Origin of the sequence: Nonomuraea sp. NPDC049028 (assembly GCF_043197735.1) — a bacterium.
Classification (GTDB): Bacteria; Actinomycetota; Actinomycetes; order Streptosporangiales; family Streptosporangiaceae; genus Nonomuraea.
Window position 1 is genome coordinate 47,569 of sequence record NZ_JBICTR010000012.1, and the last position, 22,062, is coordinate 69,630.

Consider the following 22,062-nt stretch of genomic DNA (forward strand, 5'->3'; position numbering starts at 1 on the left):
GTGTGAGACGTCTGGTGCGGGTGATGTTGAGGCGGTGTTGAGCCGCCGGAGCAGGCCGTCACATCAGGGCGTCACACCAGTTCTTCGCACCAGGGCGGCGAGTAGGTCCAGCGCGGTCGCCCTGCCGGGTTCGTCGGCGATGCCGTCGAAGATCTTGAACGCGTCCTCGGCCAGCTTGCGCGCCGCGTCGCGGTCGCCCTCAGCCCGGTTGACCCGGGCCAGCGCCAGCAGCGCGTGCGCGTCCAGCAGCCGGTCGCCGAGCCGTACGGCGATGGACCTGGCCCGCTGCGCGCAGTCCCTGGCGTCGGGCACCCGCCGCTGCGCCAGCCGTGCCGCGGCCAGCTCCAGCAGGGTATCGGCGTGCCGGTGCCGGTCGCCCAGAGCATCGAAGAAGCCCGCGGCGGCGGCGAGCCGGTCGGCTGCCTCGTCGGGGCGATCGGCCCGCCGCAGCACCGCGCCAAGCGCCTGCTGCGCCTCGGCGCCGGCCCTCCCGCCGCTGAAGGCGTGCAGAGAGGAGGTCAGCTGGCGTTCTGCCTCGTCCAGACGGCCCTGTTCCAGGTACACCTGGCCGATCCTGCGCCGGATCTGCGCGGCCTCCTTGCCGCTGGACGTACCGAGGCTCGTGAACGCCCCGAGCGCCTGGGTGAGCAGATCCAGCGCCTCTGGCCACCGGCCCTCGGCCCGGCACAGGTCGCCCTGGTCGCGCAAGAGCAGGGCCTCGGCGCGAGCGTCACCCGTGCGCCGCGCCGCCGCGAGGCCGGTCTCGGTGACCGGTCGCCAGTCGTCCAGGAAGCGCCGCCGTTCCAAGAACGGGCCCAGCAGATGCGCGAGCCGCCATGCGCCCTCGTCGAGCCCGGCCCCGTACAGGTCCTCGACCAGGGCGACGAGGAACGCGCGCTCGGCGACGAGCCACTCGACCGATTCCTTGATGTCCCTGGTCACGAAGCTGCGCATGGTCGGCTCACCGGAGACCAGCGGGAACCGGGACGCCTGCGCCCGGGCGATCACCACGGCCTGGAGCCGCGCGAGCGCGTCCCGTACCGCATGCACGCCCTCCTCCTCCACCAGCCGCTCGCGGGCGTAGAGCCGGGTAAGGTCGTGCATGCGGTAGCGGACCTGGCCCGCCACGTCCACGGTGTGCGCCTCCAGAAGGCCGGTGTCCACGAGCGTGTCGGCCTGGTCGCCGAAGACCTGGGCGGCCCAGTCGCCGACGTCGGGGGCCGACAGCGCGCCCAGCAGCCGCAGCATGCGGCGCGCCGGCGTGGGCAGACCCTCGTAGCCGACCGCGTACACGCTGCGGACCGTCTGGTCGCCCGAGTGAAGGCGGTCCAGTCGCTCGCACTCGTCCTCCAGCAGGCCCGCGAGGTAGCCAGGGGTCCAGCCTGGTCTGGTGGCCAGGCGGGAGCCGGCGATGCGCAGCGCGATGGGCAGCCCGCCGCAGAACCGCATCAGCTCCCGCACCCCGCCGTCGTCCGCCCGTTCCTCGCCGATGAGCTTGACGAGCAGCTCACGGGCCTCGTCGTCGTCCAGGATGCCCAGCGGTAGCCGTACGGCGCCGGTCAGCCCGCCGAGCGCCGACCGGCTGGTGATCACGGTGGGGCATGAGGTGAGCAGCGGCCGTACCTGGGACTCGTCGGCGGCGTCGTCCAGCACGACGAGCATGCGGCGGTTGGCGGTGTACGTGCGCAGCAGCCGCTGCCGCTGGCCCTCCGATGCCGGTACCGCCTGGGCCGGGCAGCCGAGCCAGCGCAGGAAGTCCTCCAGGATCGCGCCGGGCCGGGTGGACTCGCGCAGGTCCGCGTACAGGATCCCGTCGGGGAAGCGCTCTCTGTGCCGCCAGGCGGCGCGTACGGCGAGCGCCGACTTGCCCACCCCGGCCGGGCCGTGCACGACCACCAGGCCGGAGAACACCTGGTCGAGCAGGTTGGCGCGGCCGGTGAAGTGGGCGACGTCCCGCGGCAACAGCACCGGCGGGCCCGCGGAGACGTGCAGCATGACGTCGTCGTGCAGCATGCGGTGATAGAGCAGCTGCAGCTCGGCGTCGGGCTCGATGGCGTGCCCGCTGTCGAGCTCGTCGCGCAGCGCCGTGTACGCGGCCAGCGCCTCCACGCGCCGCCCGCTGCGATAGAGCGCCAGCATGAACTGGCCGCGGAAACCCTGCCAGAGCGGGTGCTGCGCGACCAGCCTCCGCACCTCGGACAGCAGCTCGCGGTGCCGGCCCGCGTCCAGGTCGAGCTCGATCCGGCGCTCCAGGGCGAGCAGGCGAAGCTCTTCGAGCTCCTCGCGCAGCCGCCCGGTCTCGGCCCAGCGCCTCGCGTCAGGATCCACGTCCGCCAGAACCGGCCCGCGCCACAGGCCCAGCGCCTCTCGCAGCTTCCGGTAGTCACGCCCGGCCAGCCCCTCCTGTATGAGCCGGCGGAAGCGACCGACGTCGAGCTGATCGTCGTTGATGGCCAGCGTGTATGTGCCGGACACGGTGGTGATGACGTCCTTGCCGATCAGCTGCCGGAGCTGGCCGATGTAGCCGCGGATCAGCGAGTCTGACCGGTCGCCCTCCTCCAGCGGCCACAGCAGCTTTCGCAGTCGCTCGACGGTGAGCGGGCGGCGGGCGTTGAGCACGAACATCGCCAGCAGGTCACGGTGCTTCGGAGCAGTAGGGGTGCGATCCTCGGCGCCGTCGCGTACCGACAATGCCCCCATAATCCGAAATTCCATGACAAATCCCTGGGTACGGCGGGCAGGACGTGGCGTCAAAGCCTCCACGATCCCACAGCTCCACCGCACCTCGCGCCCGGGATTCGTCGGGCGAACCACCGGCTTCAGCCGGTGGCAGTTGATCGGAGACTGCCGTAATCTCAGGGGCTCCCAAACAAGGTCGAGGCGATGCGGCGGGCACGGGTGTGGCAGGTGGCCGTGGCCGGTGCCGGGCTGGTCATGGGGGTGGCCGGGTTCGTGCTCTGGCTGCGGGGGGCGCAGAGCCCAGGGCTGGTGGGAGAGTGGACCGGGTCGGCCGGCACGGCGTCAGTCCGCGCGGGGACGGCCGGGACGGGGCCGGTCTTCCCGGTGGCGATGGAGCTGGCGGACGATGGCTCGGCCCTGCGATGGGGTGTGGGGCTGCGTTGTTCGGGGCGGTTGAGTCCGATCAGGGGCCGGCTCGTGTTCACGCTCGATCGGGTCAAGGGCGAAGGGTGTGTTCCGGGGACGCTGCGGGTGTTCCCGACGCCGGAGCCCGACCAGGTGGTCATCAAGATGACACGTCAGGGTGACACGGACATTACCTATTCAGGCACGCTCTCACGACATTCTTGACCGGCTGTGTCACGGTCAGGCGGCATTGCGTCGATCACCGTTGACTGTCCGGCGTCCGTTGCCTTCAGTTGGATGCAGAGTGGATGCAGAAGGTGGGTGGCGGCGAGGGGAGGCAACCCCGTGCCAACGGCACAGCCACTCAGAACGGGGGATCCGCGGCGGCTCGGCGCCTACGAGCTGTCCGGGCGTCTGGGCGAGGGCGGCCAGGGCGTGGTGTACCTCGGGACGAGGGCCGAGGACGTCTACGCGGTCAAGCTGCTGCACGGGCCCGTGGGGGACGAGAAGGTGGCGTTCCTGCGGGAGGTGGAGCTGGCCAAGCACGTGGCGCGGTTCTGCACGGCCCAGGTGATGGACGCCGGGTTCGACGACGGCCGGCCGTACATCGTGAGCGAGTACGTGGACGGGCCGTCGCTGCAGCGTGAGGTCGCGCTCACCGGGCCGCGCCGTGGATCGGCGCTCGAACGGCTCGCCGTGGGCACGGTCACCGCGCTGGCGGCGATTCACCGGGCGGGCATCGTGCACCGCGACTTCAAGCCGCAGAACGTGCTGCTCGGTCCGGACGGGCCACGGGTGATCGACTTCGGGCTGGCCAGGGCGCTGGACGCGGCGGCCACGGTGAGCGGGCGGGGAGTGGGCACGCCCGCGTACATGGCGCCGGAGCAGATCACCGCGTCGGCGCTCACGGGAGCGGCGGACGTGTTCTCGTGGGCCGCCACGATGTGCTTCGCGGCCAACGCGTCGGCGCCGTTCGGGCAGGACTCGGTGGCGCCGGTGCTGCACCGCATCCTGACCGCGCCGCCGGAGCTCGGGCGGCTGGACGGGTCGTTGCGGGAGCTGGTGGTGGTGTGCCTGGACAAGGACGCCAAGAACCGGCCGACCAGCCGGGAGTTGCTGCTGGCGCTGCTGGGTGACGCCGGCTCCGCGCCGCCGGAGGTGCTGCGCTCGCCGCCGTCGCACATTCTGCGGGTGACGCCCGCCCCGTCGGTGGCGAACGGGGTGCCTGACCGGCTGCCGCCGCCCTACCCGATGGCCGAACCGGAGGCGACGGGGGCTGCCGGTGGTTACCGGTGGCCGGGCGCCTCTGCGGAAGGTGTCGCGTCGGAGGGCGTCGCGTCCTGGTCGCCGACGGTCCCGCGGCAGGGCGCCGGGGAACCGGACGCCCAGCCGAACGGTGCCGCGGAACCGGACGTCCGGCCGCACGGTGCCGGGGAGTCGGACGTCGGGCGGAATGGCGTCGGGGAGTCGGACGCCCGGCGGAATGGTGCCGGGGAAGCCGGTCCGCCCCACGACGGCGCCATCTCTCCCGATGACGGCGCCGTCTCTTCCGGTGGCGGTCCCATGGGGCTGTCGGGTGAGCGGCGGAAGGGTACCCGTCAGGCGGTGGGCCGGGCGGCGCTCGCGGTCACCGCCGCGCTCCTGGTGAGTGGCGCCGTGCTGGTCAGCGTGCTGGTGCCGACGTTCAGGGACGAGAAGGAGGCCCGTCCGCAGGCAGCGGCCGTCCAGCCGTCGGTCGTGACGACCGAGCCGCCCGCGACCACGTCCCCGCCCACCCGGGCGGCGACCAAGCGGGGAGAGCAGGCGGGGGAGAGCCATGTGCCCTCCACCCAGGGACCGTCCGTCGGCGTCGCCGGGATGCGGGTGCCGGTGGTGGCCGGGATGGGGCGGTCGGCTGCGGTCGCGGCGATCAAGCGGGCCGGGTTCGTGGTGGGGGAGGTCACGCAGGTCGACTCGCGGCGGAAGATCGGCCAGGTGCTGGGCAGCAGTCCCAGCGGAGGGGCCACGGTGGCGCGGGGGAGCACGGTCTCGCTTCAGGTGTCGGCGGGGCTGGCGGTGCCGGCGGTCGTCGGGGTGGAGCGCGAGCAGGCTGAGGCGGCGCTGGTCAATGCCGGGCTGGTGGTCGGCGGGACGAAGAGCACCTGCTCCGATCGGCCGGAGGGGCAGGTGCTGTCCAGCGAGCCAGGAGCGGGGACGCGGGTCTCGGGCGGTACGAAGGTGACGCTGGTCGTCGCCCGCAACGGAGCGACGGTGCCGTCCGTCGTCGGGCAGTCCAAGGCGGCGGCTCGGGCGGCGTTGCGGGGGGCCGGGTTCGCCGTGAGCTTCAAGACGCAGGTGGTCACGGACGACGCTCAGGTGGACGTGGCACTCTCGCAGAGCGTCGCGGCCGGGAGCTGCGCCAAGGCGGGGGCCGCCGTGGTCGTGACCGTCGGCGTCGAAGGCCAGGGCGGTCCCGATCCGACCGAGCCCACGCCGACGGTCACCGTGGAGACCCCGCCGCCGGACTGACGGCCTCGGGTGTGACTACCGCGATCTCGCCCCGCAGGCGGGATCGCTCGGCCGCCCAGGCGATGAGATGGCTGTGCAGGCTCTCGCTCGGTGAGGAGAGGATCTGGGCGCGGTCGCGGGTGCGTACCGCCGTCAGGAACGCCTCCACCAGCGCCTCGTCACCGCCGCCGTGCCCACCGCCGGCGGTGCCGTCGCCCGTGGGGCGGGTGTCGACGGTATCGGTGCCGCCGGTGAGGAAGTCGGTGACGGTGAGGCGGTCGCCGTCGCCCTCGATCGAGCCGCGGGTGCCGAAGATCCGGGTCTGCCGGTGCGCGGCCGGGGTGAAGGCGGTCATGGTGAACGCGACGGTGACGCCGCCCTCGAACTCCAGGTTCACCACCTGGTGGTCGACCACGTCGTTGTCGCAGGCGTACACGCACCTGCCGTACGGGCCGGTCCTGAGCGCTTCGAGGACGCCGCGCTCGGAGAGGTCGTCGGTGACCACGTTCAGCGGCCAGGCATCCTTGCCCGCCAGCGGCAGGTAGATGCGCTTGGCCGAGTAGGGGCAGGTGTCCTCGACGGCGCAGTCGAGGCAGCGGTCGGCCGCTCCCTCGGGCCGGTGCTCCGGCCGGAAGTGCTGGAGGCCGCCGAACGACGACACCTTGGTGACCTGCCTGCCGGTGAGGTGGACGAGCCAGTCGAGGTCGTGGCAGGACTTGGCGAGCAGCATGAACGTCGACTCATCGGACCTGCGCCAGTTGCCGCGTACGTACGAGTGCGCCTGATGCCACCACCCGACCGGCTCCAGGTGCTGGATGCTGACGATCTCGCCGATCCGGCCGGCGTCGAGCAGCGCCTTCAGCGCGCGGGTGTACGGCGTGTAGCGCAGTACGTGGCAGACCGCGAAGATCGCGTCGGAACGCTCGGCGGCGGCCACGATCGCCCGGCAGTCCTCCTCGGAGACGGCCATCGGCTTCTCCAGCAGGATGTCGTAGCCCAGCTCGGCGAACCGCACCGCGGGCTCGACATGATCGGCGTCCTGCGTCGCGATGATCACGGCGTCGGCCTGCCGGGGGAGCGCCGCCAGCTCGCGCCAGTCCGCGTACGGCGTCGCGCCGGGGTGCCTGGCCCGGCGGCTCTCGACCGGATCGGCCACCGCGACCACCCGCGCCCCGCCGGACTCGACGGCATGGCGAGCGTAGGAGGTGCCCCGAGAACCCGCGCCGACGATGGCGAGAGTCACCATGTACGCCTCCACTTATGTAATCAGTTACCGTATGTCGGCCGATGCTAGGATCCGCGGAATTGGTCGTCAATAGGGAAGTTATGAGAGAGGGTCACGAAAGTTGACCGAGCTCCGGCCGGGAGACGCTTCGCTGTTGCGCAAGGTCAACACCCAGGCGACGCTCAGCGCCCTGCGGCGCGAGGGCGTGTCCACGCTGACCCGGCTCGGCCGGATCACCGGGCTGTCCAGGCAGACCGTCGAGACGGTGCTCGAGGAGCTGAAGGATCGGGGCTGGGTCAGGGAGGTGCCGCCCGACGAGGGGGTCATGGGACGGCCCGCCCGCCGGTTCGAGTTCCGGGCGGACGCCGGCTATGTGGTGGGCGTCGACGTGGGCGGCGAGCGGATCGTCGTCTCGGTGGCCGACCTCAACGGCGAGGTCGTCGCCTGTGAGCGGGCCGCCGTCTCCGAGGAGGCCGCCGCGCCCGAGCGGCTGGCGGCGGCCCGCCGCGCCGCGCTGGCCTGCGTCGACGGCGCGGGCGTCTCGCGGGCGCGGGTGCTGGCCGTGTCGGTGGGCACATCGGGCATCGTCGACCGCTCGGGGCGAGTGTCGCTGTCGATCACGCTGCCGGGGTGGACGGGCGTGGACCTGGCGGGAGTGGCCGGGCGGTGGTTCGGTTGCCCGGCGCTGGCCGCCAACGACGCGAACCTGGCGGCGCTCGCCGAGCACTGGCGGGGCAGCGCCCAGCACGCCTCCGACGTCGTCTACATCCTCGTCGGCCACCGGCCGGGCGCGGGCATCCTCATCGGCGGGCGCCTGCATCGGGGTCGGTCGGGCGCCGCGGGGGAGATCGGCACGCTGCGCCAGGTCGGCTGGGAGGACGCCGCGGCGGAGCTGGCCAAGGAGGGCGGCGCGGCGGAGGTGTTCGCGGCGGCGGGGGCGGGTGACGTGCTCGCGGCGCGCCGGGTGGACCGCTACGCCGAGAACCTGGCGATCGGCGCCTCGGCGCTCGTGCTGACCGTGGACCCCGATCTGCTGGTGATCGGCGGCGGCTACTCGCGGGCGGGCGACGTGCTGCTCGGCCCGCTCCGCCGCCACCTGGCCGAGCTCTGCCTGAGCGCGCCGGAGGTGGTCGCCTCGACGTTCGGCGACGAGTCCGTCGCTCTTGGCGGGGTACGGCTGGCGCTCGATCACGTCGAACGCGAGGTGCTGGGCCTCTAGCCGGTGACCCGCCGCTGATCATCGAACGAGGCATCATGAAATAGCGGGATAACGGCCGACAAAGGAGAGAACCCTTGGCAAATGGATCGCTGGCCATGCTGAACGAGTGCCTGGACCGCGTCAGTGCCGATCAGGACGTCTCTCGCACGCTTGATCCGGCGCTGCTCGAACACGCCCGCCGCCTGTTCGCGGCCCACGATGACGGACAGCCCGACATCGCGGTTCTCTCAACGGTGGGCTGGTTCCACTGGTTCCGGTATCTCGCGCTCGACGGGAAGAGCCCCGATGAGAAGGAAATAGCGGTCAAGGCGTTCGCCCGCTGTCAGATCTATGACGACAATCCCTTGCCGCAGAGGATCGTTCCGCATGTGCTCGACGAGGCCATGGATCTGGCCACCGACCTTTTGCAACGGACAGTGACCTCCGACGATCCGCTCCTCGCCGACCAGGCCGTGGACGCGTGGCGACGCATCGAGGCCGTCATGCCCGCCGACGACCTCAACCGGGCCTCGGCACTGAACAACCTCAGGGTCGCGCTGTTGCTGCGGTTCGGGGACACGCTGGAACTGGCGGATCTGGAGGAGGCGGTCGCCGCCGGAAGGCAGGCGGTGCAGGCCGCCACCGCCGACGACCCCGACCGGGTCACGTACCTGATCTACCTCAGTGACACGCTGCAGATGTGGTCCCGGCAGGCCGGGGAACCCGCGCACGCGGAGGAAGCGATCGCCGTCAGGGAGCAGGCGGCGCAGGCCGCCGAGGATGCGGGAGAAAGCGAGTGACGGGCCGCTAAATGGCCAGGGCGGTGCGGACCAGCAGGTCGCGTACCGTCTCCTCGGGCAGGTCCATCGTCTGCACGACGCCCCACTGCAGGGCGCCGATCACGGCCCAGCCACGGATCCTGGCACCGGCGTCGGGGTCAGGACCGGCGAGCCTGGCGAAGATCTCGTCCCTGAACGGCCTGATGGCCTCGCCCCGCGAGCCCGGCAGCGCGTCGTCGGCGCCGACGATGTCCTCCATCAGCAGGCGGATCACCGTGCGGTGCCGTACCACGAAGGTCGCCAGTGCCTCGACGAACGCCTGCCTGTCGCCCGCGAAGTCGGTGTCCAGCAGGACCAGGACGTCGTCGCCGGCGGGCGCGGTGAGCTCGGCGGCCAGCCGGTCCTTGGGATGGAAGTGGTAGGCCACGGCCGTCTTGGTCAGGCCCACGGCGGCGGCGATGTCGGCCAGCGAGGTGGCCGCGTAGCCATGGGTCGCGAACAGCTCCCTGGCGGCGGCCAGAATCCGGGAACGCGTGTCGTCGGGTGTGTTCATCATCTCATTTCCCCGTGATCTACAGCCTTCCGGATATTTCGTGTTTAACGTAGCTCTGTACGACCGTACAGGACGGCCGTCGAGTTGGGGGATCTGGCGATGACGCGCTTTCTTGGACGACTGGGTGGCTGGTGCGCACGGCACGGGCGGATCGTGCTGGCGTTATGGGTGATCGCGGCGGTCGGACTGATGGGCGGCAGCCTGGCGCTCGGCCGCCCGGTGAGCAGCGACGTGACGATCCCCGGCACCGACGCGCAGCGGGCACACGACCTGATGCTCACGGGCTTCGGCCCCGGCTTCGCGCCGGGCGGGACCGTGCAGCTCGTCCTCTACTCGGACAAGGGCACGCTCATCGACCAGCCCAGGAAGCGGGCCGTGGAGCAGGCCGCGGACCGCATCCGCACGATGCCGCACGTGGTGGCGGTCGACACGCCGGGCCGGAGCGGCGGCCTCGCCCCGAACCTGCGCATCGGCCTCATCACCGTACGCATGGAGGGGCACGACAACACCAAGCTCGCCGAGACCACACAGGCGCTGTCGAAGGCCGCGGACCCGGCTCGGGCCGCCGGGCTGGAGGTCGTACCCGCCGACGCCTCGACCCCGGCCGACAAGGAGATCAAGACCGGGCCCAGCGAGATCATCGGCGTGGTGTGCGCGCTGCTGGTGCTGGTGTTCGCGTTCGGGACGCTGACGGCGGCGCTGGTGCCGATCTTCACCGCGCTGGTCAGCGTCACCGCGGGACTGGGCGTGATCGGCCTGCTCGGGTACGTCGTGGACGTGCCGAAGCAGGCGGGCATCATGGCCACGATGATCGGGCTGGGCGTGGGCATCGACTACGCGCTGTTCCTGCTGTCGCGGCATCGCCGGCTGCTGGAGACCGGCGTGGGCGTGGCGGAGTCGGTCCGGCGTACCGTGGCGAGCTCGGGCGGCGCGGTCGTGTTCGCGGGCGGCACGGTGATCATCGCGCTGAGCGCGCTGATGTTCGGCGGCTTCCCGCTGCTCAGCACGCTCGGGTGGATCACCGGTGTCTCCGTGGTGAGCGCCGTGCTCACCTCCGTCACGCTGGTGCCCGCCCTGCTGGGACTGCTCGGGCATCGCGTCAACTCGCTGCGGATCCCGTTCCTCGGCAGGAAGCGGGCCGAAGGGGCCGGGTGGGCCGGTCTGGGGTCGTGGGTGGCGCGGCGGCCGTGGCGGGCGCTGCTGTCGAGCGTGCTCGTGCTGGGCGCCCTCGCCGCGCCCGCCCTGGCGCTCAAGCTCGGACCTCTCGACGCGGGGTACGGCGCGCAGGGGTCGGACTCGCGGCGCGCGTACGAGCTCATGGCCACCGGGTTCGGCCCCGGCGGCAACGGCCCGCTGATCGTCATCGCCACGCTGCCCGGCAAGGTCGCGCAGGCCACCGATCCCGTCGTGGACCGGATCTCACGGGAGATCGACGCGGTGGACGGCATCGCGCACGTGGCCCCCGCCAAGGTGAACACCTCCGGCCGCTCGGTGATGATCCAGGCCATCCCCGACTACTCGCCGAGCGACACCCGCTCCGCCCAGGTGGTGCGGGACGTCCGGGCCATCTCCGTGCCCGGCGTCGGGCTGCACGTGGGTGGGAAGGTGGCCGCCATGGTGGACGCGGGCGACCTCATGGCCGAGCGGACGCCGCTGGTCATCGGTGTGGTCGTGCTGTTCAGCGCGCTGTTGCTGCTGCTGGCCTTCCGCGCGCCGGTGGTCGCGATCAAGGCGGCGCTGATGAACCTGGTCTCCCTGGGGGCCGCCTTCGGCGCGCTGGCGCTGGTCTTCTCCTTCGGCCTGGGGAGCGGGCTGGTCGGCATGGACGCGCCGTCTAACGCTTCGTACCTCCAGACGATCTTCTTCAGTGTGCCGATCGAGAGCTATGTGCCGTTGATGCTGTTCGCGGTGTTGTTCGGGCTCTCGATGGACTATGAGGTCTTTCTGCTGACGTCTGTACGGCAGGCGTACCTCAAGCATGGTGACAACAGTCGCGCGGTCGCCGAGGGGCTGGGTGCGACGGGACGGGTGATCACGTCGGCGGCGCTCATCATGGTGGCGGTGTTCGTCGCGTTCATCGCCTATCCGGATCCGATGGTCAAGACGTTCGGCGTGGGGCTGGCGGTGGCCGTCGCGGTGGACGCCACGATCATCCGGGGCTTTCTCGTCCCGGCCACCATGGTGCTGCTCGGGCGGCTGAACTGGTGGTGTCCGCGGTGGCTGGACCGTCTTCTGCCGAACCTGTCGGTCGAGGGGCATGAGGAAGAGGCTGCCGCCGAGGCGCCGACCAAGGATCTCGTCACCGCTGGTTAACGGATCCACAGGCAGAAGGGGTGGCCGGCTGGGTCGAGGTAGACGCGGACGTCCTCCTGTGGCTGGTAGTCGGCCAAGGTCGCGCCTGCCGCCACCGCGTGGGCGCCGGCCTCGTCGAGGTCGTCCACCTCGAGGTCGAGGTGCATCATCATCTGCTGGTCGCCGGGGCCGGCCGGCCAGACGGGTGGCACGTGCGCCTCGTCGGTGCTGAACGACAGCCCGGCGCCGCCGCCATGCGGGGGGCGAAGGGTCACCCAGCCGGGTTCCTCCTCTCCGATGCGCCAGCCGAGGAGGCGCTGGTAGAAGAGCGCCAGGGCCTTGGCGTCCCTGGACTCCAGGACGGTGGCCGAGAGCGTGAAGTGCGGCGTCACGGGACCATGTACTGGTCGTGGCGCAGGTACAGGTCCGTCCACTCCTCGTCGGTGAGCTGCTTGCCGGTGCTGACGATGTCGGCCAGCTCCTCGAAGTACGCCTCGCGCGGCGCCCCCGGCGTGAACAGGATCAGCATCGAGACGGGCGCGCCGGACTCGTTGCGGAAGCCGTGCACGCCGCCCTCCGGCACATGCAGGAAGTCGCCGGTGTTGCCCTCCGCCCACTCCTTGCCGTTGTAGAGCTTGACGGTGCCGGACAGGACGTAGAACGACTCGGTGATCGTCCGGTGGAAGTGCGGACTGGCGCCACCGGGGCGCGGGCCCATCTCCCAGCGGTACAGGCCGAAGGCGCCGTTGGTCGTCGCGCCGGTGCCCAGGTAGTGGACGTCGGTGCCCCGGGGGTCGGCACCGGGGGCGTACATGCGGAGGTCCGGTGGCGTGTCGGCCGAGCGCAGGACTCCGCTCGCCTCACCGGTGTCGGCCAGGTATCGCGCGTCAGGGTATGACATGTCGTGACTCCTCGCTGTTCCTTATGGAATGCGAGGTTAGAAGACGACCACCGTTCTGGCCACCGCGCCCCGCCGTACCTGCTCGACGGCCTCGTTGATCTGCTCCAACGCCACCCGCTCGGTGATCAGCCCGTTGAGGTCGAGCCGGCCGCGCAGGAACTGACCGGCCAGCATCGGCAGGTCCCGGTGCGGGGCGGCGTCGCCGCCCTGGGTGCCCATCAGGCGGCGCGAGGAGAACAGCAGAGCCGGGTCGATCTCGACGGGCTGACCGGCGGGCGGGCTGCCGACCATGACCGTGGTGCCGCCCGGCGCGGTCGCCGCGAACGCGCTCGCCAGCACGCCGGGGACTCCGGTGACGTCGAAGGCGTAGTCGACGCCGCCTCTGACCAGCTCGCCGACCTGTGCCGGGAGGTCGCCGGGCACCAGGGTGTGGGTGGCGCCGAACCGCTCGGCCAGCTTGAGCTTCTGGTCGGCCACGTCGGCGGCGACGATCGTGGTCGCGCCGGCCAGCACCGCGCCCTGGATGACGTTGAGCCCGACGCCGCCGCAGCCCACCACGAGGACGCTGGAGCCGGGCGCGACCTGGGCGACGTTCATGACGGCGCCGACGCCCGTGACCACGCCGCAGGCCAGCAGGCACATGGCGTCGAAGGGCGCGTCCTTGGGGATCTTCACGCAGGTGGCCTCGCGGACCACGGCGTACTCGGCGAACGAGCCGATGCCGATGAACCGCCGGGTCTCCTGGCCGTCGAGGGTGATCCGCGGCTCGCCACCCATGATCGCGGTCATCCTGGCCGGGCCGGAGCACAGGGGGAAGCGGCCGGCGCCGCAGTTGCGGCACTTGCCGCAGGGCCCGCTCATGGAGATGATCACGTGGTCGCCCGGCTTGACGGCCGTTACGCCGGTGCCGACGCTCTCGACGACGCCGGCGCTCTCGTGACCGAGGACGAACGGCAGCTTGTGGACGACCGGGCTCTTGCCGTCGATGGCCTTGAGGTCGGAGCCGCAGACGCCGGACGCCTTGATCTGTACGCGTACCTCTCCGGGGCCGGGGTCGGCGATCTCCACCTCGTGGATCTCCATGGGCTGGTGGAAATCGGTCAGTACGGCCGCGCGCATCAGCATGTGCCTCACGCTAGCCGGGCGGTTGATTGTGAGCAAGCGATTGCTCGGCACCGTTGACACCCCTCGCGGGCAAATTTACGCTGACCAAAAACCAAGCGAGCGCTAGGCCAAAGCGGCTGCGCGCCTTGCCGTACAAAGGTGAGAACGATGGTGCGACGACATCAACGGCGGGCCGCGGCGGTGATGCTGGCGGTAGCGCTGCTGGCAGGGTGCGCGGCCCAGCAGAAGAGCGCCGGCGGTGGCACGGCGGGCGTGACCGACACGAGCGTGAAGGTCGGCGGGGTGCTCACCAAGACCAGCGCCAGCGGCTACTCCACCAAGGACGCCGAGATCGGGGCGAAGGCCAGGTTCGAACGGGCCAACGCCGAAGGCGGCGTCAACGGGCGGAAGATCGAGTTCGTCGGCGCGGAGGACGACGGGCAGGACGCGGCCAAGGGCGACGCCGCGGCCAAGAAGCTCGTGCAGAAGGACCAGGTGTTCGCGCTGGTGCCGGTGCACGCGCCCAACTTCGGCGGGGCCGCCTTCCTGGAGCAGCAGGGCGTGCCGTGGTTCGGCTGGGCGACCGGGCCGCAGTGGTGCGGCACGAAGACCGGGTTCGGCTACAGCGGCTGCCTGGCGCCCAAGAAGGGCGCGGGCTCGCAGACCTGGTGGGGCAGCCAGATGGCCGACCTGCTCGGCGGTGCGAGCGGCAAGACCGTGTACGTGCAGACCACCGACTCCAGCGGCAGCAAGTACGGCGGCACCACGATCTCGCAGTCGTTCCAGGCGGCGGGGTTCAAGCAGGTCGGGCTCAACTCCGGGCTGCCCGCCGCAGCGCCGCCGCCCGACTGGCTGCCGTACGTCAACAAGATCATGACGTCCAACGGCGGCAAGGCGCCCGACGTCCTGGTGTCGATCATCGCCGGCACCAAGTTCAACGTGGGCCTCTACTCGGCGCTGAAACGGGCCGGCTACAAGGGCGTGCTGACCGACGCCACCAGCTACGACCCGGCCATCCTGAAGGACCCGGCCAGCGCGCAGGCGCTGGAGGGCGTGGTGGCCGCGCCGATGTTCGAGCCGTTCGAGTCGACCGCGCCGGAGATCGCCGCGTTCAAGGCCGACGTCGAGAAGGTGTCGCCCGGCGCCACGCTGACCCAGCACATGGCCATCGGCTACTGGGCGGCCGACATCTTCCTCGACATGCTGAAAAAGACCGGCAAGGACCTGACCAGGGAGAAGTTCTTGGCCATCGGCAACGGCTCGTACACCTACGAGAACGCCGGCTTCGGCCGGGTCCAGTACCCCAAGGACCACAATGAGCCGAACGGCTGTGGCGCCCTGGTCAAGCTGGAGGGCGGCGCCTTCCAGGTGGCCAAGAGCATGAAGTGCTTCGACAACGTGCCGCTCAAATGATCCTTGGCTACCTGCTCAGCGGCCTGGTCACCGGGGCGATCTTCGCCGTCATGGGGTCCGGCCTGACGCTGTCGTACGCGGCGACCGGGGTGTTCAACTTCGCCCACGGCGCCGTCGGGTTTCTGGCCGCGCTGGTGTTCTACCAGCTCAACCTGGCCGCGGGGCTGCCCGCCTGGCTCGCCGGACTGCTGGCCGCCGGGGTGTTCGCGCCCGCGCTGGGCTACCTGCTGCACCTGGCCATGTTCAGGGGGCTGGCCCAGGCGGGGGAGACCGCGCAGATCGTCGGCACGATCGGCCTGACGATCGCGCTGCCCGCGCTCGGCCTGCTCGTCGTGGACCTGCTCGGGCTGCCGAGCGTCGACGGCACGACGCTGCCGCGCGGACTCGGGCCGCATCCGGCGCTCGGCTTCGAGGTGCTCGGCGCGCGACTCGACACCGACCAGCTCATCACGTTCTGCTTCTCGGCGGTGGCGGCTCTCGGGCTGTGGGCGTTCATGCGGCACACGCCGTACGGGCTGCGCATGCGGGCCTCCGTCGACCGGCGGCGGCTGGCCACGCTACGCGGCATCGACGTGGACGCCACCTCGGCCCTGGCCTGGATGCTCGGGTCGGGGCTGGCGGGACTCGCCGGGGTGCTGGCCGTACCGGTGCTCGGGCTGGACGCCACCGCCTACACCGTGCTGCTGTTCGCCTCGGCGACGGCCGCGGTGTTCGGGCGGCTGCGGTCCATCCCGTGGACGTTCGCCGCCGGGCTGGCGCTCGGCGTGGTGCAGAACCTGGTCGCCGGATACACCGACTTCCTCCAGGAGATCACCGGGCTGCGGACGGCGGTGCCGGTCATCCTGCTGTTCGCCGGGCTGGTGCTGCTGAACCGGTCGCGCGAACGGGTGGCCGGGAGCGCGGCCGAGGACGCGCCGCCGCCCGACCACCTGGCGGGCGTGCCGCTGTGGCGACGGCGGCTGCCGTGGGTGGCCGGGCTGGCGGCGCTGCTCGGCTTCACCTTCGCCGGTTCCGAGTATTACGTGGGCCTGGCCGCCCAGGGCCTCGTGCTGGCGCTGATCTTCTGCTCGTTCGTGGTGGTGACCGGAATCGGCGGCATGGTGAACCTGGCCCAGGCCGCCTTCGCCTCCATGGCGGCACTGACCTGCGGGTGGGCGTTCTCGGCCGGGTGGCCGCTGTTCGCGGCGATCGTGGTCGGGGTACTGGCGGCCGGCGCGGTGGGCATGCTGGTGGCGCTGCCCGCGCTCCGGCTCGGCGGGCGGGTCCTCACGCTGGCCACGCTGGCGCTGGCCCTGCTGGCCGACCAGGTGCTGTTCCAGGTGGACGCCTTCAGCAACGGGACGATCGGCTGGGCACTGCCGGCGCTCGGCTTCGGGTTCGCCGACACCTCGGATCCACGCGTGCGGGTGGTGCTGCTGCTCGCGCTGATCGGGCTGGTCGGGCTGCTGGTGCGCAACCTCGAACGATCGGCGTCCGGGCGGGCGATCCTGGCGGTCCGCTCGGCTCCGGCCGCGGCGACCACCTCGGGGCTGTCGGGGCCGCGGGCCAAGATCGTGCTGTTCGCGCTGGCCTCGGCCATCGCGGGGCTGGGCGGCGTGCTGTTCGCCGTGTCCAAGGGGTCCATCACCGCCACCGACCTGCCGGCCTTCTCCGGGTTCGTCTGGCTGGCCGTGGTGGTGCTTCAGGGGGTACGGCGGATCGGCGGGGCCGTGCTGGGCGGGCTCGTGGCCGTGGCGGTGCCTGAGCTGCTGGCCACGTGGGGGGTGTCGGCGCAGGTGGGGGCCATTCTGTTCGGGGCCGGGGGGATGATCCTGGCCAAGCATCCGGACGGGGTGCTGGCCCAGCTCGCCGAGTCCCGTCACCGGCGGCGTCAGGCGCGGGCCACATCCGCCACCGCACTACCCGTGTCCGTCTCTCCGCGCGTGTCTGCCGCGCCGGTCTCTCCGGCCGCGTCCGTCGCCCCGAGCGCGTCCGCCGTGTCCGCCGCGACCGGCGCCCCGAACGCGTCCGCCGCGCCCGTCCCGGAGGCGCTGTTCCGGCTCGACGGGGTGGTGGCGGGGTACGCCGACTGCACGGTCCTGCGGGGCGTGGATCTCGACGTGCGGCCCGGTGAGGTGGTGGCGCTGCTGGGCGCCAACGGCGCGGGCAAGTCGACCACCTGCGCCGTCGCGGCCGGCGATCGGCCGGTGTCCGCCGGACGGGTGCTGCTCGACGGCGTCGACGTCACCGCCTGGCCGGCCCACCGCCGGGCCCGGGCGGGCGTGCTGCTGGCTCCCGAGGGGCGAGGGGTGTTCCCCGGACTCACCGTGGAGGAGAACCTGCGTACCTGGCTGGCCGAGCCCGACGCCGTCTACGAGCGGATGCCCCAGCTCGCGGCCCGTCGTACGGTGCTCGCCGGCGCGCTGTCCGGCGGCGAGCAGCAGCTTCTCACCCTCGCCCCCGCGCTGGCCCGGCCGCCCAGGGTGCTGATCGCCGACGAGCCGTCACTGGGCCTGGCGCCGCTGATCGTACGGCAGGTGTTCGAGGTGTTCGCCGAGCTGCGGGAGCGCGGGGTGGCGCTGCTGCTGGTCGAGGAGAAGGCCACCGAGGCGCTGGCGATCGCCGATCGGGTCGCCTTCATGCGGCTCGGCCACGTCGTGTGGGCCGGGCCGCGCGCCGAGGTGGACGGCGACCGCCTGACCGCCGCCTACCTGGGAGTGACGTGATGTCCGTTTACTTGGGGGTGACGTGATGTCGCCCGCGCGTACCGATTACCTGGGGGTGAGGTGATGTCCGTCGTGCGGGACGCCGAGCGTGCCGACGTGATGCTGGCCGTGCGGGACGTGTCGGTGGCGTTCGGCGGGGTCACGGCGCTGGACGCGGTGACGTTCGAGGTGCCCGCGGGGCAGGTCTGCGGGGTGATCGGGCCGAACGGGGCGGGCAAGACGACGCTGTTCGACGTGGTCTCGGGGCTGCGCCGGCCGAGCGGCGGCCGGGTGCGCGTGGCGGGCGCCGACGTGACCATGATGCCGTCGGTCAGGAGGGCTCGCGCGGGCGTTCGCCGTACCTTCCAGCGGACGCAGGTCTTCGGGCGGCTCACCGTGGCCGACAACGTGCTGGCGGCGCTCGAGTGGCACGGCGGCGGGGGCGGCCTGATGGCCGACCTGACCGGCCTGCCCGCGCGGCGGCGGCTCGAACGCGAGCGGCGGGCGCGCGTGGCCGAGGTGCTGGAGCTGTGCGGGCTGGCCGCGCAGCGCGACGCCTACGCCGCCGCGCTGCCCGTCGGCCAGCGCAGGCTCGTCGAGCTGGCCCGCGCCATCGCCGACCGGCCGCGCCTGCTGCTGCTCGACGAGCCCACCTCGGGACTGGACGCGGACCAGACGGTACGGCTGCGCGCGGTCGTCGCCGCGCTGGACACCACGGTGCTGCTGGTCGAGCACGACATGGGCTTCGTCATGGACACCTGTGACCGGCTCGTCGTCCTGGACCTCGGCCGGGTCATCGCCACCGGCACCCCGGCGCAAGTACGCGACGACCCCGTGGTGCGGGCCGCCTACCTGGGCTGAAATGATTCTCCTCATTGAGAATGAGGACAGCTAAACCGTGCAGGACTGTCGTTCGGCTAGTGTCCTGCGCCTGAAATTCGTCGGCAATATCGGGCGAGGGATTCGAGGATCTCGTCCGCGGTCTTTTTCCACACGAACAGGCGTGGGTTGTCGTTAGAACTGGGCCTCTCTTCGTTCCCCTGACGCCGACTCTCGAACAAGCCTGTCGCGGCTGAAGACCGCTCCTCGGAAGGAGTAGCGGACGCCAACGGACTGAGCCTCGAAGTGGCCGCCTGCAACTTATGCGTTCGCGGGCTGTCGGTGATGCACCGTTAGAGGCTCGATTTCAGTGGTGTCGTCGTCGTCGACGACGAGCTCGACGCGGAACCGAACCCCCATTGCTGCACCGAGGCGCAGCAGTGTCGCTATATCCGGAATGCCGCCACCGCCCTCGATGCGAGACAGGGCGGGCTGGGACATCCCAGAGCGCTCCGCTACGATCTTCTGAGACAAGCCTCGGCGCTTACGGATCTCACGCAGCTGGTCGCCGAGCTCCAGGTCACGGCCCGCCTGCTCGTATTCGGAGTGGGACTGCGCATCCGCTTCCATCTCGCGCAGACGCTTCGCCTTGTAGGTTTCCCAACGGCTGTGACCCATCATGCGCTCCTCTCGAACACGTGCGTGGTGGTTAGGTCGTGCTCTGCCTCACACCGCTTCTTGGCAGCGATCGCTCGGTCGATGTCGGCGGTCTGCGTCCCATCCTGTGTCTTGCGGAAGACCGTCAGGATCACGATCACCTTGCTGGATGGCTTCCAGAAGGTCAACCGCCAGGTCGTGCGGTCAAGAGCAACACGCAACTCGTGCACACCTTCCGCATCCTTCAGCTTCTTTACGTGATCCCCATCAGGGATGCCACCAGTGGCGAGGTAGTCGTCCACGTTTCGCATAACCCGCTGGTAGAGCGGAAAAGAAAGTCCGTCCAGCCAAGACTCCACCTCCGGCTCTAGGTCGATCTCCCACTGAGGCATACCATCAATAGTATATGCACTCGATGGTAACTCGTGGCGTTGATGAGTGCCAGGCCTGGCTCCGCGTCTGCTCTTCGATCTTGGTTGTTATCCTAGGTCGGCCGCTAGGCGCTCAGCTGCGCCCTTGGCCTAGCTGAGGCGATAGTTGGCCCTGCCGATCGTTTGCTAGTGTTCTGCGCCTGAAATTCGTCGGCAATATCGGGCTTCCCGGCTGGCCCCATCATCGGCCGCGGGGGCGTACGGTCCCTGCCCAGGGCGCTCACGCAGAGCGTACGGTGGGCAGTGCTGATGGAACTTCTCCCGAGGTCAGGCCATGTCCCGCTCCAGTGACGACGGAGCGCGGCGCATTGGCGCGAACGTGCGCGCCGCCCGCCGTGCCCGAGGTTCATCGATAGACGCGATCGCCGGTCTCGTCGGCCACTCCAAGGGATGGCTGAGCAAGATCGAGAACGGCAAGATCCGGCTCGAAAAGCGCTCCGACATCGCCGCCCTCGCCGAAGCCCTGGAGGTGTCAGCGGATCACCTGATGGGGGCCCCGGCGCCCGGAGTCCGGCCCGAGGGGCGTGGGTACAACCTCATGCCATTGCAGCGCCTGCTCATGGACTCGGCGCCAGACGATCCACCCGACGTGCCCGCCCGGCCGGTCGAGGACCTGCGCACCATGTTGGAGGAGGTGGATGCCGCCTTCCGGCGAGCCGAGTACGCGACGATGACGAGGCTCCTGCCCGACCTGATCGGGGAGCTGTACGTTCATGTCGCGACCGGTTCCGAACCAGCGAGAAGCGAGGCCCTCAAGCTGCTGATCCTCGCGTGCGGGTCCGAAGCGTCGTGCATGCTGCGGCACTTGGGAGAGGTGAACCTGGCGTATCTGAGCGGTGAGCGCGGCCAGCAGGCGGCCGACCTGCTCGGCGATCCGGTATGGCGGGGAGCCGCCGCCTACGGTCGGGCGCACGCCCGCAGCTCGGCCAGCAAGCCCAAGCCGCTGATGATGGTGTCGCGCATCGCCGATGACGTAGAGCCGCACATCGGCGACGACCCGTTCGCGCACCAGGTACACGGCATGCTCCGGCTCAGCTCCGCCCTTGCCTGCGAAGTGCGGGGAGACCACGACGGCGCGGCCGATCAGGCGGCCGAAGCCGCGCGGCTCGCCGAACCGCTCGGGGACGCGCCTGACGCGTTCGAGCTGTTCGGCGTGGCCAATGTCGGAGTATGGCGGACCACGCTCGCGGTCGAGGCCGGCCGCCCCGGCGAGGCGCTGACTCATGCGGGGAACGTCAACCCGCGCGCCCTGGCGTCCGACAACCGTCGTGCCGCGCTGCTCATGGAGAAGGCTCGCGCGCACGTCATGCTCGACCGCAACATCGACGCCGTGCGCGAGCTGCGAAAGGCGGAACGGCTATCCCCGGCGCAGGTTCACAGTCATCCGCTGCTCAGAGAGCTTGTTCTCGACTTGCTGGAGCGGGATGGGGGGCGTGACCTGCGCGGCCTGGCATGGCGTATGAACCTCATCTGACGTCGGTTTCCGCGAGGAAACACCAGGGCGTGAACGCACCTTAACGTTCCGTGACATGGCCTCCAGTGCTGACTCCCCGTACGTCCCGGGCTGCGACATTGTCGAGCAGGACCGTGGCTGTTTCCCGGTGACGCACCTCGACTCCGGCCGCGTCCTGCCCGACCAGGCGCCGCGCCCCATGTCGAGCGGCGGACTGCTCAACCTGGTCATGGCGTACGTGGACGGCGGCGATGCGGCATGACCACGACCGCCATCCGGGTGCCGTACGTTGTCGCCTACGAGGTCGAAACCGTCGCGCTCAACCTTGCCGTCATCCACGATGTCTGGGCGCTGAACGGGCGTCGGCTGTCATACGCCGACCCGGCGGCGAGCGACTGGGTTATGGGCGTGCTGTGGGCCCGGCAGAAGTGCGCTCGACGCGGGAAGGTCAACTACAAGGAGATGCACACTCTCCGGCAGCGGGAATGCATGCTGCACCGGCTCTGCCAGGTGTGCGAAGGCCCTGCGATGGATCCGGGCACAGGGCGCCTGTCCTGGGTGTTCCACGAGGAGCTACCGGCCACGTCCGGTTGCCTCAGCAAGCCTCCGACATGCCTGCGGTGCATCCCAGAGGCGCGGACCACCTGCCCGTATCTCCAGCGCGAAGCCCATGTCTATACCTCGCCCGACTACGAGCCGTGGGGTGTGAAGGGGCTCGTCTTCTCCGCCTCCGGCTGGCCGACGTTCAAGGACGTCCCACTGACCGATCTCTCCGCGCTGGAGTTCACGTTTGCCAGGGCCCTGATCGTGCACGTATCGAACCTGCTGCCCGAACGGACCTCATAGACAGCCCGGCCCTTGCCCCTTTGCCCCCTCGACAGCAAGGGCCGGGTCTTCATGCCCCTGCGGCCCGCCGTACGTCACTGCGACGGTCTCGCCGGGGTCGCGGGGTCTCCGTCCGGATCTGCAGGGACGGTGGCGG

At 70.9% G+C, this 22,062-nt stretch carries 19 protein-coding genes; 11 read left to right on the forward strand and 8 right to left on the reverse strand.

Going from position 1 to position 22,062, the window contains the following annotated elements; translation table 11 throughout:
- Nucleotides 1-63: 63 nt before the first annotated feature.
- Nucleotides 64-2,715 carry a BTAD domain-containing putative transcriptional regulator gene (locus tag ACGFJ2_RS41650; protein WP_393477947.1) on the reverse strand — a complete coding sequence of 884 codons (2,652 nt, stop codon included), beginning with the start codon at nucleotides 2,713-2,715 and terminating at the stop codon, nucleotides 64-66.
- A gap of 168 nt (nucleotides 2,716-2,883) precedes the next feature.
- Here ACGFJ2_RS41650 and ACGFJ2_RS41655 point away from each other — a divergent pair, with 168 nt between their 5' ends.
- Together ACGFJ2_RS41655 and ACGFJ2_RS41660 are read left to right on the forward strand one after the other, a co-directional pair.
- The gene (locus tag ACGFJ2_RS41655) at nucleotides 2,884-3,309 is read left to right on the forward strand and encodes a hypothetical protein (RefSeq protein WP_357946491.1); all 426 of its coding nucleotides are present in this window, start codon (nucleotides 2,884-2,886) and stop codon (nucleotides 3,307-3,309) included.
- Nucleotides 3,310-3,429: 120 nt separating this feature from the next.
- Nucleotides 3,430-5,592 (forward strand): PASTA domain-containing protein, encoded by a 2,163-nt coding sequence (locus ACGFJ2_RS41660; protein WP_393477950.1) that lies wholly within the window; start codon nucleotides 3,430-3,432, stop codon nucleotides 5,590-5,592.
- Here the strand turns inward: ACGFJ2_RS41660 and ACGFJ2_RS41665 are convergent.
- The gene (locus ACGFJ2_RS41665) at nucleotides 5,564-6,817 is read right to left on the reverse strand and encodes a Gfo/Idh/MocA family protein (protein ID WP_393477953.1); all 1,254 of its coding nucleotides are present in this window, start codon (nucleotides 6,815-6,817) and stop codon (nucleotides 5,564-5,566) included. The genes ACGFJ2_RS41660 and ACGFJ2_RS41665 overlap by 29 nt on opposite strands.
- Before the next feature lie 100 nt (nucleotides 6,818-6,917).
- Here ACGFJ2_RS41665 and ACGFJ2_RS41670 point away from each other — a divergent pair, with 100 nt between their 5' ends.
- Nucleotides 6,918-8,015, forward strand: coding sequence for an ROK family transcriptional regulator (locus ACGFJ2_RS41670; RefSeq protein ID WP_393477956.1), 1,098 nt, complete (start codon nucleotides 6,918-6,920; stop codon nucleotides 8,013-8,015).
- A gap of 74 nt (nucleotides 8,016-8,089) precedes the next feature.
- Nucleotides 8,090-8,794 (forward strand): hypothetical protein, encoded by a 705-nt coding sequence (locus ACGFJ2_RS41675; protein WP_357946501.1) that lies wholly within the window; start codon nucleotides 8,090-8,092, stop codon nucleotides 8,792-8,794.
- Nucleotides 8,795-8,801: 7 nt separating this feature from the next.
- On the opposite strand, the gene ACGFJ2_RS41680 is transcribed toward ACGFJ2_RS41675, so the two are convergent.
- Complete coding sequence (locus tag ACGFJ2_RS41680) at nucleotides 8,802-9,329, reverse strand: helix-turn-helix domain-containing protein (RefSeq protein ID WP_357654574.1); 528 nt, start codon at nucleotides 9,327-9,329, stop codon at nucleotides 8,802-8,804.
- A gap of 96 nt (nucleotides 9,330-9,425) precedes the next feature.
- Between ACGFJ2_RS41680 and ACGFJ2_RS41685 the strand changes: the two genes are divergently transcribed.
- A complete protein-coding gene (locus ACGFJ2_RS41685) occupies nucleotides 9,426-11,639 on the forward strand; it encodes an MMPL family transporter (RefSeq protein ID WP_393477960.1) in 2,214 nt (737 codons plus the stop codon).
- On the opposite strand, the gene ACGFJ2_RS41690 is transcribed toward ACGFJ2_RS41685, so the two are convergent.
- The 3 genes from ACGFJ2_RS41690 to ACGFJ2_RS41700 are packed head-to-tail and all read right to left on the reverse strand — an operon-like array spanning nucleotide 11,636 to nucleotide 13,644.
- The gene (locus tag ACGFJ2_RS41690) at nucleotides 11,636-12,010 is read right to left on the reverse strand and encodes a VOC family protein (RefSeq protein WP_393477963.1); all 375 of its coding nucleotides are present in this window, start codon (nucleotides 12,008-12,010) and stop codon (nucleotides 11,636-11,638) included. The genes ACGFJ2_RS41685 and ACGFJ2_RS41690 overlap by 4 nt on opposite strands.
- Nucleotides 12,007-12,519: a cupin domain-containing protein gene (locus ACGFJ2_RS41695; RefSeq protein WP_357946511.1), complete on the reverse strand. Its 513-nt coding sequence runs from the start codon at nucleotides 12,517-12,519 to the stop codon at nucleotides 12,007-12,009. Before ACGFJ2_RS41695 ends, ACGFJ2_RS41690 begins: the two co-directional genes overlap by 4 nt.
- 36 nt (nucleotides 12,520-12,555) lie before the next feature.
- Complete coding sequence (locus ACGFJ2_RS41700) at nucleotides 12,556-13,644, reverse strand: alcohol dehydrogenase catalytic domain-containing protein (protein WP_357946513.1); 1,089 nt, start codon at nucleotides 13,642-13,644, stop codon at nucleotides 12,556-12,558.
- Nucleotides 13,645-13,791: 147 nt separating this feature from the next.
- Between ACGFJ2_RS41700 and ACGFJ2_RS41705 the strand changes: the two genes are divergently transcribed.
- The 3 genes from ACGFJ2_RS41705 to ACGFJ2_RS41715 all read left to right on the forward strand — a co-directional run bounded on the left by ACGFJ2_RS41705 (nucleotide 13,792) and on the right by ACGFJ2_RS41715 (nucleotide 18,581).
- Entirely contained in the window at nucleotides 13,792-15,036 is a 1,245-nt protein-coding gene (locus ACGFJ2_RS41705; RefSeq protein WP_393477967.1) for an ABC transporter substrate-binding protein, read from the forward strand.
- Complete coding sequence (locus tag ACGFJ2_RS41710; protein WP_393477969.1) at nucleotides 15,033-17,741, forward strand: ATP-binding cassette domain-containing protein; 2,709 nt, start codon at nucleotides 15,033-15,035, stop codon at nucleotides 17,739-17,741. The genes ACGFJ2_RS41705 and ACGFJ2_RS41710 overlap by 4 nt, the downstream gene beginning before the upstream one ends.
- 63 nt (nucleotides 17,742-17,804) lie before the next feature.
- Nucleotides 17,805-18,581, forward strand: coding sequence for an ABC transporter ATP-binding protein (locus ACGFJ2_RS41715; protein ID WP_393477971.1), 777 nt, complete (start codon nucleotides 17,805-17,807; stop codon nucleotides 18,579-18,581).
- A 279-nt stretch (nucleotides 18,582-18,860) separates the two neighbouring features.
- On the opposite strand, the gene ACGFJ2_RS41720 is transcribed toward ACGFJ2_RS41715, so the two are convergent.
- Both ACGFJ2_RS41720 and ACGFJ2_RS41725 read right to left on the reverse strand, forming a co-directional pair.
- On the reverse strand, nucleotides 18,861-19,220 hold the full coding sequence (locus ACGFJ2_RS41720; protein ID WP_393477974.1) for a helix-turn-helix domain-containing protein: 360 nt from the start codon (nucleotides 19,218-19,220) through the stop codon (nucleotides 18,861-18,863).
- Nucleotides 19,217-19,588, reverse strand: a complete 372-nt coding sequence (locus ACGFJ2_RS41725; protein WP_393477976.1) for a type II toxin-antitoxin system RelE/ParE family toxin — start codon at nucleotides 19,586-19,588, stop codon at nucleotides 19,217-19,219. Before ACGFJ2_RS41725 ends, ACGFJ2_RS41720 begins: the two co-directional genes overlap by 4 nt.
- 313 nt (nucleotides 19,589-19,901) lie before the next feature.
- On the opposite strand from ACGFJ2_RS41725, the gene ACGFJ2_RS41730 reads away from it, so the two are divergent.
- Genes ACGFJ2_RS41730 through ACGFJ2_RS41740 form a run of 3 tightly spaced genes read left to right on the forward strand, consistent with a single transcriptional unit; the run spans nucleotide 19,902 to nucleotide 21,926 of the window.
- Nucleotides 19,902-21,101, forward strand: coding sequence for a helix-turn-helix transcriptional regulator (locus ACGFJ2_RS41730; protein ID WP_393477979.1), 1,200 nt, complete (start codon nucleotides 19,902-19,904; stop codon nucleotides 21,099-21,101).
- A 55-nt stretch (nucleotides 21,102-21,156) separates the two neighbouring features.
- Nucleotides 21,157-21,342: a hypothetical protein gene (locus ACGFJ2_RS41735; RefSeq protein ID WP_393477981.1), complete on the forward strand. Its 186-nt coding sequence runs from the start codon at nucleotides 21,157-21,159 to the stop codon at nucleotides 21,340-21,342.
- Nucleotides 21,339-21,926: a hypothetical protein gene (locus ACGFJ2_RS41740; RefSeq protein WP_393477984.1), complete on the forward strand. Its 588-nt coding sequence runs from the start codon at nucleotides 21,339-21,341 to the stop codon at nucleotides 21,924-21,926. Before ACGFJ2_RS41735 ends, ACGFJ2_RS41740 begins: the two co-directional genes overlap by 4 nt.
- Nucleotides 21,927-22,062: the final 136 nt, after the last annotated feature.